This window comes from Corynebacterium sp. CCUG 70398 (assembly GCF_024454055.1).
GTDB classification, from domain to species: domain Bacteria; phylum Actinomycetota; class Actinomycetes; order Mycobacteriales; family Mycobacteriaceae; genus Corynebacterium; species Corynebacterium genitalium.
Genome location: NZ_JAGPYZ010000001.1, coordinates 199032 through 212091 on the forward strand (window position 1 = coordinate 199032; position 13060 = coordinate 212091).

Annotated in this window: 14 protein-coding genes; 11 read left to right on the forward strand and 3 right to left on the reverse strand. The window is 63.0% G+C overall.

Translation table 11 applies throughout. The annotated features are described in order from the left end of the window. The first annotated feature begins 16 nt into the window (after positions 1-16). The 4 genes from ligA to KBX07_RS00960 all read left to right on the forward strand — a co-directional run bounded on the left by ligA (position 17) and on the right by KBX07_RS00960 (position 3692). Entirely contained in the window at positions 17-2041 is a 2025-nt protein-coding gene (gene ligA, locus KBX07_RS00945; RefSeq protein WP_256022625.1) for an NAD-dependent DNA ligase LigA, read from the forward strand. Between the two features lie 72 nt (positions 2042-2113). Then, positions 2114-2512, forward strand: coding sequence for a hypothetical protein (locus KBX07_RS00950; RefSeq protein ID WP_156774838.1), 399 nt, complete (start codon positions 2114-2116; stop codon positions 2510-2512). A 198-nt stretch (positions 2513-2710) separates the two neighbouring features. Further along, entirely contained in the window at positions 2711-3190 is a 480-nt protein-coding gene (locus KBX07_RS00955; RefSeq protein ID WP_255995158.1) for a hypothetical protein, read from the forward strand. Between the two features lie 328 nt (positions 3191-3518). Then, the gene (locus KBX07_RS00960) at positions 3519-3692 is read left to right on the forward strand and encodes a hypothetical protein (protein ID WP_156774837.1); all 174 of its coding nucleotides are present in this window, start codon (positions 3519-3521) and stop codon (positions 3690-3692) included. Between the two features lie 283 nt (positions 3693-3975). Here the strand turns inward: KBX07_RS00960 and KBX07_RS00965 are convergent, their stop codons facing one another. Then, positions 3976-4650: an amino acid-binding ACT domain protein gene (locus KBX07_RS00965; RefSeq protein WP_256022627.1), complete on the reverse strand. Its 675-nt coding sequence runs from the start codon at positions 4648-4650 to the stop codon at positions 3976-3978. Between the two features lie 83 nt (positions 4651-4733). Between KBX07_RS00965 and KBX07_RS00970 the strand changes: the two genes are divergently transcribed. From KBX07_RS00970 to KBX07_RS01000, 7 genes are all read left to right on the forward strand, one after another. After that, on the forward strand, positions 4734-5873 hold the full coding sequence (locus tag KBX07_RS00970) for a cytochrome P450 (protein ID WP_256022628.1): 1140 nt from the start codon (positions 4734-4736) through the stop codon (positions 5871-5873). A 67-nt stretch (positions 5874-5940) separates the two neighbouring features. Then, a complete protein-coding gene (gene gatC, locus KBX07_RS00975) occupies positions 5941-6246 on the forward strand; it encodes an Asp-tRNA(Asn)/Glu-tRNA(Gln) amidotransferase subunit GatC (protein ID WP_255995163.1) in 306 nt (101 codons plus the stop codon). A 3-nt stretch (positions 6247-6249) separates the two neighbouring features. After that, complete coding sequence (gene gatA, locus KBX07_RS00980) at positions 6250-7704, forward strand: Asp-tRNA(Asn)/Glu-tRNA(Gln) amidotransferase subunit GatA (RefSeq protein WP_256022630.1); 1455 nt, start codon at positions 6250-6252, stop codon at positions 7702-7704. A gap of 5 nt (positions 7705-7709) precedes the next feature. After that, entirely contained in the window at positions 7710-9011 is a 1302-nt protein-coding gene (locus KBX07_RS00985) for an MFS transporter (RefSeq protein ID WP_256022631.1), read from the forward strand. Positions 9012-9021: 10 nt separating this feature from the next. Beyond that, complete coding sequence (locus tag KBX07_RS00990) at positions 9022-10053, forward strand: 6-phosphofructokinase (protein WP_255995166.1); 1032 nt, start codon at positions 9022-9024, stop codon at positions 10051-10053. A gap of 20 nt (positions 10054-10073) precedes the next feature. After that, on the forward strand, positions 10074-11003 hold the full coding sequence (locus KBX07_RS00995; protein ID WP_256022632.1) for an NAD-dependent epimerase/dehydratase family protein: 930 nt from the start codon (positions 10074-10076) through the stop codon (positions 11001-11003). Continuing rightward, positions 11000-11581 carry a GNAT family N-acetyltransferase gene (locus KBX07_RS01000; protein ID WP_256022634.1) on the forward strand — a complete coding sequence of 194 codons (582 nt, stop codon included), beginning with the start codon at positions 11000-11002 and terminating at the stop codon, positions 11579-11581. The genes KBX07_RS00995 and KBX07_RS01000 overlap by 4 nt, the downstream gene beginning before the upstream one ends. Here KBX07_RS01000 and KBX07_RS01005 read toward each other — a convergent pair. After that, on the reverse strand, positions 11578-12492 hold the full coding sequence (locus tag KBX07_RS01005) for a PrsW family glutamic-type intramembrane protease (protein ID WP_005290463.1): 915 nt from the start codon (positions 12490-12492) through the stop codon (positions 11578-11580). The genes KBX07_RS01000 and KBX07_RS01005 overlap by 4 nt on opposite strands. Continuing rightward, positions 12492-13052: a hypothetical protein gene (locus tag KBX07_RS01010; RefSeq protein WP_156774835.1), complete on the reverse strand. Its 561-nt coding sequence runs from the start codon at positions 13050-13052 to the stop codon at positions 12492-12494. The genes KBX07_RS01005 and KBX07_RS01010 overlap by 1 nt, the downstream gene beginning before the upstream one ends. Positions 13053-13060 lie beyond the last annotated feature (8 nt).

Here is a 13060-nt window from a genome sequence, read left to right on the forward strand (position 1 = left end):
TCTACACTTGAATTCCGTGACTGAAGCTCAAGTTAGTGAAGACCTGCTGCGCCAGTGGAACGAGCTGGCGAAGGAGGTCCGCCATCACCGCGACCTCTATTACAACGGCGCCCCCGTGATCGCGGACGCGGAGTTCGACGAGATGTTCCGCCGGTTGCAGCAGCTGGAGGAGGATCACCCGGAGCTCGCTGTGCCTGACTCGCCAACAAAGGAAGTCGGCGCGGCACCCACGAGCACGGCATTCGAGGATGTCGAGCACCTTGAGCCGATGATGAGCTTGGACAATGTGTTCTCCGCTGAGGAATTGGCCGACTGGTTGACCAAGACCCCAGGGCCGTATCTCACTGAGCTGAAGATCGACGGTGTGTCCATTGACTTGGTCTACGAAAACGGCCAATTTACCCGCGCTGCCACTCGCGGCGATGGCAGGGTGGGGGAGAACATCACCGCTAACGCCCGCGTCATCGACGACATTCCGCACGAGCTCACCGGTGACTTCCCGGCATTGTTGGAGGTCCGCGGTGAGGTGTTCATCCGCCCGGAGGACTTCCCGGAGCTCAACGAGCTGCGCCAAAAGGAAGGCGGCAAGCCTTTTGCTAACCCCCGCAACACGGCAGCCGGCGGCCTGCGTCAGAAGGATCCGGAGAAGGTCCGCAACCGTAAGCTGCGCATGATCTGCCACGGCATCGGCGCCCGCGAGGGGGTTGAGTTCTCCTCGCAGCATGATGCCTACGAGAAGCTCGCGGCGTGGGGTCTGCCCGTCAGTGAATACACCAAGCGAGCGGAGACTGCCGAGGAAGTGCAGAAAACCGTCGAGTACTGGGCCGATCACCGCCACGACGCGATCCACGAGATGGACGGCTTGGTGATCAAGGTCGACGATCTAGCTGCCCAGCGCCAGCTCGGATTTACTTCCCGCGCCCCGCGTTGGGCGATCGCCTACAAATACCCGCCGGAAGAGGTGACCACGAAGCTCAAGGACATCGCCGTCTCTGTCGGCCGCACCGGCCGCGCGACGCCGTTCGCTGTGCTCGAGCCGGTGTTTGTGTCCGGATCGACGGTATCCATGGCCACGCTGCACAACCAGCACGAGGTCAAGCGCAAGGGTGTGCTGATCGGCGACACCGTCGTCGTCCGCAAGGCTGGGGAGATCATCCCGGAGGTCCTTGGCCCTGTCGCCGACCTGCGTGACGGCACTGAGAAGGAGTTCGTCTTCCCGGAGAATTGCCCGGTGTGTGGCACGAAGCTTGCTCCCGCCAAGGAAGGCGATGCTGACTGGCGCTGCCCGAACACCCGCTCGTGTCCCGCTCAGCTCGGCCAACGCTTGGAGTACCTCGCGTCCCGCGGCGCGTTCGACATTGAGGCTCTCGGCGAGAAGGGTGCGCAAGACCTCATCGCTTCGGGCGTGCTTATCGACGAAGGCGACCTTTTCACCCTCACCGAATCCGACCTTGAGAAGTCCTCGGTGTACACCACCAAGGCCGGCACAGTGAACGCTTCCGGCAAGAAGCTGCTGGCCAATCTCGAGCAGGCCAAGGAAAAAGAGCTGTGGCGTGTCCTCGTCGCGTTGTCGATCCGCCACGTCGGTCCGACAGCTGCCCGGGCGCTCGCATCGCGCTACGGAAGCATGGAAAAGCTTCTCGACGCTTCCGTCGACGACCTCGCCGGCACTGACGGCGTGGGCAGCATCATCGCCGAGTCCTTCAAGGAGTGGTTCGAGGTCGACTGGCACTGCGACATTGTGCGCAAGTGGGAGGCCGCCGGAGTGAACATGGAGGACGAAGCCTCCGATCTCGAGCAGACCCTCGAGGGGTTGACGGTTGTGGTGACCGGATCGCTGGAGAACTTCAGTCGCGACGGTGCGAAAGAAGCGATCCTCTCGCGCGGCGGCAAGGCGGCTGGCTCCGTGTCGAAGAAGACTGACTACGTAGTGGTCGGGGAGAACGCGGGGTCCAAGGAGACAAAGGCGCGGGACCTTGGCATCACAATCCTCGACGAAGATCAGTTCCGGACACTCCTTGAGACCGGTGATGCAGAATAGCAAGGAGTAAATAATTGTGGCGAATAAGTGTTTCTGTTGTTGAAGTGACAAGTGGCTGGTAATTTCATGGGCATGAAGAAGAAGTTGCTTTCCCTTGTCATTGCTGGATCTCTCGCGACTGGAGCAGCGGTCTCGGTTCCGGAAGCCGATGCCCAAGCTCAAAGTAGCCTCGGTATCGCCCTCGCTGTCATTGCCGGAACTGCCGCAGTCGTCGGATTGGGAGTCGCTGCCTCGTCCGCCATGGATAACACTGCGGTGCCGCCGCAGCCAGAGCCCGAGCAGCCTCCGGTGCCGGAGGAACCGGTCGAGGAACAGCCTGCCGTTGAGCAACCCGCTGTCGGGCAGCCCGTTGTCGAGCAGCCTGTCGCCCCCGCTCAGCCTGCGGCGCCAATTGAAACTCCGCGTCAGCCCGTGCAGTCTGTTCAATCTGGCGCGACCGAGAAGACCCCCTTGGTTCCCGCCTACATCTAAACCGTATCGAGGTTAGTTAAAAGGCCCGGCTCCGGACTATCCGTACCTGGCCTTTCTGGCGCACTCGACGCACTCTGGCGAAATCTTGCAAATCGCTGAGTAAATGTTGATGAGCTGTTGACCGTCTGATAGATTCTGGATCGTTTAAAAGGAAACCTTCCACATCACGCACGCCCGATTAAGGGATTAAGGAATGAGATGAGAAATAAACTCGTTGCCGCCACCGTCGCTTGCACTTTGTGTCTGGGTAGCGTCGCAAACGTCGCTGCTGCTCCAGAGAGTCACGCCGACTCTCGCCGCATTGGTGTAATCATTGGTATCACCGCCGGCGCCCTGGCTCTCGCTGGATCCAGCTTCGCCGCGGGTGCCGCTTTGAGCTCTGAAGGTGGCTTCGAGCCGCCGCAGCCGCCTCAGCTGCCGCAACCGCCTCAGCTGCCGCAGCCAGCACCGGCCCCTGCGCCCGAGGAGGTGCCCGCACCCGCTCCGGAGCAGGCCCCGGCGCCTGCTCCGGAAGATGCCCCAGCGCCCGCGCCTGCGGATGCGCTTCAGCCGGCACAGCCTGTACAGCATCCCGCAGAAGCGCCGGCTCCGGCACAGGCGGAGGCACCCCGGCAGGAAATCGCATCCGTGAAGTCCGGTGCGACGGAACTTGCGCCGGGTATCGCCCGCTTCATCTAAGGCATTACCCAAAGGGGGATCGGGGCGGACGTGCTCGTTCGCCCCGGTGGTTTTCTGTCCGCCGCAGTTCCAAGCGCGCTTCGGCGCGCTTTTTGTTTATTTGCTGATTGTTACGCGACGATTCCTTACTTGTCGAGTGTGGAACATCAAAATTCTGACAGATCGGAAACGGATTCTATTGGCGTGGAACGCCGAGAACCGAGGGATCGTTTAGAGGCAGTCGAAACACGCGTCGCCGCGTTCGAATCAGTTGCGCCCCGTCACACGTCCTCCGGAGACTTCTGGGGCGTGGACGGCATCGAGTCCTTGAACCGGTCCAACGCGCCAAATGAAACGAGCCTCGGTTCCGTCGTCTTTGGGGGTTCTGTATGTCTTGGGCCGCGAGTGCTCCTACCAGTGGGAGCGCGGCGCTGACTCACTCATCGGTCACGGTTGGGACGAATCTGTCGAACGCATCGCCGCCATTACGCATCCCGTCCGTGGTGCGATCCTGCGTCGTTAGTTCCGCCGGTGCCGGCTACCACCACGTCGGCTCGCTTCATGACACTGGCTGGATCGCAAAGCTTGACGGTCGCTACGAAGTCCGCCGCTCCCGCGTTATCTCCCTGCTGACCATGAGCAGCGTCATTCTCGTCGTCTGTCTTTTGGCGCGAAGAGCGAGCTGGAATGGCGATGTCCCAGTGTTCATTTGGTGGTTGCTGGCTGCGTGGTCCGCTGTACTCGTCGGCATACAAGCTTCGCGATGGGGTAAGGCGGGCGTCTGCCTTAAGTAGACGTAGCTCGCGCTAGCGGACGAGCGCGCCCACAATCGCCCCCAGGTCCCCAATGTGTGTCACCTCGGAGGCGAGGAAGTCCGGCCCGCCAGTGCGGCCGATGACAAGGAAAAGGCCCGACGATGCCAGCGGCGTGATTGCCAAGGTGGAGTCCAGCAGCCACCAGGATTCGGGTACCCACGTGTCGATGTCGTCGCGGAGGATGCGGGCCTCGGGTGCGTCGATAAGCGCAGGCACAGAGCCGTCGTCGGCTGGCGCTGCTTGCGACGCTGCGACGCGCTCGATGCCGTCTCCGGTCTCGCGCAGTACGACTGCCCATGAAGAAGTCAACGCCTGGGGCATGACTGACACAAGCTCCTCCATCGCTTTTGGAAGGTTGTGGACTTGACCAGCCACCCGGGCAAGCATTTCCACTTGACCGCGGCGGTCGACGCGGCCGGTGAATGGCCGGATCGAATCGACCTCAACGCCATCCAGTGCAGCTGCGGCAGTAATGATCGAGTCGACCATGCCGCCTGTGGGCAGATCGACGACGATATCGTCGGTGACCACCGGCTGGCCGTCCGCGTAGGTGGACTCCACGATATCCACTGATTTGATGTTCGCATCAGCCATGCCGAAAGCCTCTGCCAGCTCACCAAGGCTGCCAGGGGTGTCAGGAAGAACCACGCGGATTAGGTAGGACATGGCCTTATTTATATCAACTCGCAGAATCGTGGGCGGGCGTACGATCGGGTTTTAGACACCCCCAACCGCATGAGAGGTACAAGATGCAGCCCCACGAACTGCACGAATCGACGTTTGCAGGAACCGAACCCCGACAATATGCAGACGCCCTCCACAGTGCTGGGAACAAATTGGCGAAGGACGGCGATGAGGTCGTTGTCGCCGGCCACGACCTCGCTCGCGAAGTCGCTGAGAATCCCGAACATTACTCATCCGCAGTGTCGCGCTTCATGCAGCTGCCCAACGGGCTCGACGGCGAGCAGCACGCTAAAGTCCGCGAAATGATCGAGCGCTACCTGGATGCCCCTGCAGTCGAAGGGCTCGAACCCGTTCTGCGGGAGATCGCACGCGAGATCATCAATGATGCGCTCGCGCACGGCACTGCAGATGCGGTAGGAGACCTGGGCACGCAGTACGCAGTGCGCGCGATGACGGCCTGGCTTGGATGGCCTTCTGCAGTCAACGACGAGCTCGTCGTATGGGTGGCAGATAACAACGCTGCCACCCGCTCCGGGCAACTCGAGCGCACGGCCGAAGTCGCACGGCGTTTCGATGACATTATTCGTTCCGTCGTCGAACCGTTGCGAGAGAATCCCGATGATTCTGTGACCTCACGCCTTGTTCACGACGAGAGTTTGGGGCGCCCGCTGGAGTTCGAGGAGGTCGTCTCTGTGCTCCGCAACTGGACGGCCGGGGATCTGAGCTCTATGGCCTACTGCGTAGGAGTCATCGTGGAGGCCCTCCTCGCACGCCCAGAGTTGCAGGAGCGTCTGCGTCAGGGTGTTTTTCGCGTCGAGTTCACCGCGATGGTCGATGAGATGCTTCGCGCAGACTCCCCGTTTGTGAGCAACCGCCGCGTCACCACGTGCCCCGTGACTCTTGGCGGGGTCGATCTTCCCGAGGGGCAGCGGGTGCGCATTCACTGGACAGCGGCGAACCGCGACCCTGAGACTTTCCCGGACGTTGACGGCTTCGACCCGGAGAAGAACGCGGGGGAGAACCTGGTGTGGGGTGCTGGCCCGCACGCCTGCCCGGGCAAGGAGCTCTCGGTGATTGAGCTACAGGCGTTGACTGAGGAGCTGTGCGCCGCGGCGGAGCTTTCGCCAGCCGGCGATGGGGAGCGGGAGGTTCACCCGGTGGGCGGATGGGCATCGCTTAAGGTGCGGCTTACCGCTCGCGGATGATGAACCCAGCTTGACGTAAGATAAGGCGCGTTAACCACAACCCGAAGATTGAAGAAGGTGGGACAACGTGGCTGAAGCCTCAGGAATTTCCCGCGACGAGGTCGCAGGCATCGCGCGTCTGGCACGCATCGCCGTGAGCGAGGAAGAACTGGATCAGCTAGCAGGCCAGCTGGACACCATTGTGGAAGCCGTGTCAGCAGTGCAGGCCGTGGACACTGAGGGCGTGGAGCCGATGAGCCACCCGCACTCCATTGACGCGGGCATGCGCCCCGACATTGTGCGCCCCACCCTGACTCAAGAGCAGGCGCTCGACCAGGCACCAGAGGTCGAAGAAGACCGCTTCATGGTTCCGCAGATTCTGGGGGAGGAGTAAACAATGGCGAACTGGACCGAACTGTCCGCACACGAACTGGCAGAAAAGATCCAAGCTGGTGAGGTGACCTCCCGCGAGGTCACGCAAGCGTTCCTGGACAAGATCGCTCAGACCGACGGCGACATCGGCGCCTTCCTGCACATCGGGGCAGAAGAAGCATTGCAGGTCGCTGATGAGGTCGACGCGCAGGTCGCCGCCGGTAAAGAACCTGCCTCCCCGCTGGCTGGCGTGCCGCTGGCGCTGAAAGACCTGTTTGTCACCACCGACGCTCCCACAACTGCGGCCTCGAAGATGCTCGAGGGCTACATGAGCCCGTACGACGCCACGATCGTGACCAAGATCCGCGAGGCAAAGATCCCGATCCTGGGCAAGACGAACCTCGACGAGTTCGCCATGGGCTCCTCGACCGAGAACTCCGCGTACAAGATCACCCGCAACCCGCACGACCTGGAGCGCACTCCAGGCGGTTCCGGCGGCGGCACAGCTGCAGCGCTGGCTTCCAACCAGGCTCCGCTGGGCATCGGCACCGACACCGGCGGCTCGATCCGCCAGCCGGCGTCGCTCACCGGCACTGTCGGTGTGAAGCCGACCTACGGTGCTGTATCCCGGTACGGCATGATCGCCAATGCCTCCTCCCTGGACCAGTGCGGCCCATGCGCCAACTCTGTTCTCGACGCGGCGCTGCTGCACGAGGTCATTGCCGGCCACGACGAGTACGACGCGACCAGCGTGGACCGCCCCGTCAGCTCTGTGGTCGAAGCTGCGAAACAGGGTGCGTCCGGCGACCTGTCTGGCGTCAAGGTGGGCCGCGTGAAGCAGTTCGGCGGTGAGGGCACTCAATCTGGCGTCGTCGAGGCTATCGACGCAGCATTCGCTCAACTGGAGAAGCAGGGCGCGGAGATTGTCGAAGTAGACTGCCCGAATTTCGAGCACGTCATGGGTGCGTACTACATCATCCAGACCTCCGAGGTCTCGTCGAACCTGGCACGTTTCGACGGCATGCGGTACGGCCAGCGCAAGGGTGAAGGATCCGCCGAGGAGGTCATGGCGCGCACCCGCGGCGACGGCTTCGGCGACGAGGTCAAGCGCCGTATCATTCTGGGCACCTACGCACTGTCGGTCGGTTACTACGACGCCTACTACCTGCAGGCCCAGCGCATTCGCACCCTTGTTGCGCAGGACTTCCAGAAGGCCTTCGCACAGGTAGACGTCATTGCTGGCCCGGCCACTCCGACGACGGCCTTCAAACTCGGTGACAAGGTGGATGACCCGCTGGCGATGTACAACTTCGACCTGTTCACGCTGCCACTCAACCTCGCGGGCCTGCCCGGCATGAGCGTGCCTGCCGGCACGGCGTCCGACACTGGGCTGCCGGTGGGCCTCCAGCTCATTGCTCCAGCCTTCGCCGATGAGCGCCTCTACCGCGTCGGCGCCGCTTTTGAGGCCGGCAGGGCGTAGGTTTCTTGCACGGTTCGCGGCCCTGGTTCGCGCTGTCGGCGCTGACGATCGGGTATTTCCTGATCATGTTCGATCAGGGCCTCATCCCGGTGATCACACCGCACCTTCCGGCTGAAGTGTCCGGCGCGGTGTGGCTCACCAGCATCTACCTGTTGTGCACGGTCGTGCCGATGCCGGTGACCGGCAGGCTGGGGGACAAGTACGGCCAGCGCGCTGTCTACCTCGCTGGGTTGGGCACGTACGCAGCCAGCCTGGTGCTCGCGGCGGTGTCATGGTCGTGGCCGGTCATTGTGATAGCCCGTGCGCTGCAAGGCCTTGGTTCCGCGATTTTCCTGCCGCAGGCATTCGGCTTGATCAATCGCATTTTCCCTTCCGACGGCAGGGGTAAGGCATTCGGATTCTGGGGCGTTGTCGGCTCGGTCGGATCGCTGCTCGGCCCTATTGTTGGCGGAGTTTTCGTGGGCAGTTTCGGTTGGCGCTCAACCTTCATCCTGCAGGCCGGCATTGCCGGGGTCGGCCTCGTCCTGGCCGCCTTCTGGCTTCCGCGTCTCGCTCCAACTTCCGCACTCATCCCTGTCGGCGCTGCGGCGATGTCTTTCGTCGGCCTTGGCGCGTTGGTGTACGGCATCCACTTCGGCTCGTGGATCCCGCTGGTCGGGGGCGCGATCGTGGTGCTTTTCCTGGCGCGATCGTCTTCATTTGTTCCCCGTGAGCTCTACCGTGACCGCAACTTCGTCCTGGGCACCTCTGCCATTGTCGCCATGGGTTTCGCGGTCGCGGCGATGTTCATCCCGGTCATGTACTGGCTGCAAACCGTCGCAGGTGTCAGCGCACAGACCGCCGGCCTACTCACGGCCCCGATGTCGGTGGTGGCCATGCTGCTCACCCCGTGGGCCGGAGCGCTGTCAGACAAAATCAGCGCCAGACTTTTGTGCACTGCGGGCTTTGCGACGATGGTGGCCGCTCTCATCATCGCCTGGTCCATCACAGTTTCTGCTGCCGACTACCGTTGGTTCGCGCTTGTGACCGCGCTGTTGGGACTTGGCAGCGCCTTCGTCTGGGCGCCCAATGCCACCACGACGATGCGCAATGTGCCGGATTACGCCGCCGGGGCGGCCAGCGGGGTGTACAACACGCTGCGCCAGATCGGCAGCGTCGTCGGCGTGGCGTTGACCGGCGCAGTCCTTGCCTCCGGCCAGGTCGCTTCTACCGCTGGACCTGCGATCTTGCTGTCGGCGATCGTGCTGGCCATCGGGGCGGCCGCGTCGGTCTTTCTTCGTACGGACATCCCCGCGCAATCGCGCTAGTGTGGAGCGCATGCGCCTAGCCACTCTCACCTCCGGCGGCGACTGCCCCGGCCTCAATGCTGTCATCCGTGCCATCGTCCGTACCGCCAGCTCAGAATTCGGGTCCACGGTCGTCGGTTACCAGGACGGCTGGGTGGGTCTCATGGACGACCTGCGCACGGACTTGTACGACGACGCGTTCATCGACTCTATCCTGCTGCGCGGCGGCACGATCCTGGGCACCGGCCGCCTCCACCCGGATAAATTCAAGGCGGGCATCGACCAGATCAAGGCGAACCTCGACGACGCGGGCATCGACGCGCTGATCCCGATCGGCGGCGAAGGCACGCTCAAGGGTGCCAAGTGGCTCTCCGACAACGGCATTCCGGTGGTGGGCGTGCCGAAGACGATCGATAACGACGTCAACGCCACCGACTACACCTTCGGCTTCGACACCGCGGTGTCGGTGGCCACGGACGCGATCGACCGTCTGCACACCACGGCGGAATCGCACAACCGCATCCTCATCGTCGAGGTGATGGGCCGCCACGTCGGCTGGATCGCCCTGCACGCGGGTATGGCCGGCGGCGCGCACTACACGGTGATTCCTGAGGACCCCTTCGATATCGAGGACATCTGCAAGGCGATGGAGCGCCGCTTCCAGATGGGGGAGAAATACGGCATCATCGTCGTCGCCGAGGGCGCCGTGCCGAAGGAAGGCACGATGGACGCGGGACTTGGCGAAGAAGACGAATTCGGCCACAAGACATTCACTGGCATGGGCCAGATCATCGGCGACGAGATCCACCGCCGCCTGGGCTACGACGTGCGCACGACGGTGCTCGGCCACACGCAGCGCGGCGGCACGCCGACGGCCTACGACCGGGTGCTGGCGACACGTTACGGCGTGCACGCCGCGCGCGCGGCGCACGAGGGCAATTTCGGCACGACGGTCGCGCTGCGCGGCGAGGACATCACGCTCGTCCCGCTCGGCGATGCGGTGGAGAACCTCAAGCGCGTGCCGGAGCGCCGTATCCGCACGGCGCGGTCCATGTTCGGATAGCCGTCAGTTAGAATCACCGCGTGCGAACTCTCGTCACCGGCGGTGCCGGCTTCATTGGATCTCATCTCGTCGATCAGCTCGTCATGGCAGGCCACGAGGTCGCCGTGCTGGACAATTTGAGCAGCGGTCGGCTCGAAAACATCAGCCACCAGACTGCAGTCGAGCTCGTCGAGGGGGACGTGGGGGATAAGGGGCTAGCAGATGTCGTCGATAAGCTTGCTCCTGAAGTGATCTTCCACCTCGCCGCGCAGATCGACGTGCGCAAATCCGTCGAAGACCCGATCCTCGATGCGCAGGCGAATATTCTGGGCACGATCAATGTCGCGGAAGCCGCGCGGAAGGCTGGCGTGCGCAAGATCGTGCACACCTCGTCGGGCGGCTCGATTTACGGCACACCCAGCGAGTTTCCCGTCGACGAGTCCTTCCCGGTCGACCCGCACTCGCCGTATGCCGCGTCGAAGCTCGCTGGTGAGCAATACCTGGGCATTTATCGCCATCTGTACGGAATGCAAGCGAGTTTCATCGCGCCGGCGAATGTGTACGGCCCGCGGCAGAACCCGCACGGCGAAGCCGGGGTCGTGGCGATTTTCTCGGAGAACCTCTTGCATGGCCGTCCGACGAAGATTTTCGGCGGCGGCACGAACACGCGCGACTATGTTTACGTGGGCGATGTCGCGCGCGCATTCGTCCTCGCGGCGGGTGAGCGCGGCGACGGGGTGCGCTTCAATATCGGCACCTCTGTGGAGACGACTGACCGCGAATTGCACACGTTGGTAGCCAAACATGCGGGCGCGCCCGATGCGCCCCAGAATTTCCCGCCGCGGCTTGGCGACGTCCCCCGCTCCGCCCTCTCCGCCGCCCGCGCGAAGGAGATACTCGGGTGGGAGCCCACCGTCTGCCTCGACGAAGGCGTGGCACGGACCGTCGACTATTTCCGGAGGACGCAGTGAATTTTTGCGACAACCCCACCCTGAGCAACCAGTGGGTCACTCTCGAACCGTTGAGCCTCGATCATGCGGCGGCTCTGGCGTTAGCCGTCGGGGACTTGTGTGACCTGTGGTACCAGGACCACATTCCCACGCCTGGCGGCGTGCCGGAATACATCGAGAAGAACCTCGCCGATCAGGAGCGCGGCGAGCGCGCCCCGTGGGCGATCGTCGACCCGGCCGACAACGCCATCGGCGTGACCACGTTCCTGCACCCGGATCCCGTGAACCGAAGCATCGAGATCGGGTCGACGTGGATCACTAAAGACGCTCAGGGTGCGCCGTTCAATAAAGCGGCGAAGCTCCTCATGCTGCAGCGCGCGTTCGAGGACCTGGGGTGCCTGCGCGTGGAGATCCGCACGCACTTCATGAACCGGCAGTCGCGCGCCGCGATCGAGAGCCTCGGTGCCAAGCTCGACGGGGTACTACGTCGCCACAAGATCCTCAAAAGCGGCCTCGTGCGCGACACGTGCGTCTACTCCATCTTGGACACCGAGTGGCCCGAGGTTAAGACCGCGCTTCAGGCGCGGCTGCGCGCTTAAGACCGCTGCCTGGCTTCTCGGGCTGAAACTTCCTCAACAGTCGCTGCGGAAGCTCCATGCGAGGCGGATTCAGTCCCCTCAGTCGTCTCCGCGATGTCTCGGCGGCCGATCTTGCGGGTGTGTAGGTAGAGCCAGATTCCGCCGATCCAGGTGAACGCAATGACCGCGATCAACGCCACCAGCGGGACGATCTCGCCGGGTAGCTCGGTTGAGGCGTTGAAGATCGAGTGAATGGCGAATCCGAGGAAGTACCAGATGACCAGTTGGCCGATGCGCCAGCCGAGAGATTTGTCCGTGCGGCACAAGAAGACGCCGAGGCCCCATGCCGAGAGACCGAGGTAGAGCGAGTGGCCCCATGGTCCAGGGACGGTCCGGGCGGCATACCCCATGAGCGAGCCCTCGACATCGGAGTTGAGGTTGTCGAGCGCCGCTTTCAAGATGTAGGTGGCGTTCTCCAGCGCCGCGAAGCCGAAACCGACGGCAATCGCGATGGTCACGGCCTCAATGGGGCGGCGGATGCGGAAGATCATGGTGCTCAGGATGAACACCGTGGCGAATTTGAATAGCTCCTCGGCTGTGGGGCTCAGCAGAGCGAATCCCAAACTGCCCAAGCCCAGCCAATCCTTGAAGGCGATGATGGATTCATTCGTGGTCACTGAAGGGGCGCACAGAGCCATACCTGAGACGAACCCCGCGAAGATGAAGGCGGGAGAGGAATGAACAGGGCGACCCGGGTGGTTGCGCAGCAGAAGCCACGCCAGCAGTAACCACAGCGCCGCGAGCAATGCGCTCATTGCCGCGATCGTTGCGTTGAAGGGGAGCTGGCTGAAGTAGATAACCGACCAGACAGCGGAGGCGAGGAGGATCAGGATTCCTGCGATGCGGAGGATGAGGTTCATTTTGTCGGTCACTAGTCGCCCTCCGTTTCCTCGGAATCGTCAGCGGAACTATCAGTGTTCACGTCAGCGGAGTCGATCAAACGTTGGGCGAGCTCTTCTGCGTCGTCCCCGCCGAAAGAGAAGTAGCGGGTGGTCTGCCCGTCGGCAATGGAGACGGCCACGAGATGGCGTTCGGCGTCTGCCTCGGTGCGCTTCACATGCACGCCTTCACGCGGGGACCCGACGTTGCCGGTTTCCACGTTCCGGTCGAGTGTCACTCTGCGGTAGAAGCGGGCGAGGGCTTTCTCTGCGTTGTTGGGTGCCGGTTCGGAGCGGCCAAGAATGCGCGTCGAATCGCAATCCCACGCCTTCGTGCTTTCCGCGAAGCCCGCCGGGTTGCTGCACACAAGCTGCCCGCCGTTCTCGTCGGGCACGCCAATGCTGCCCAACTCCACAGGGTTGTCGGGCACCTGGGACTCTTCGGGTGTCGTGGTGGCGTCGACAACGCGCGGAAAGGCCAGCGCGGCGGCGACGAGGAATAAAAGAATAAGCCCGAGCACGATCGGTGCCCGGGAGGATTTCAAATCATTCATAACGCCGA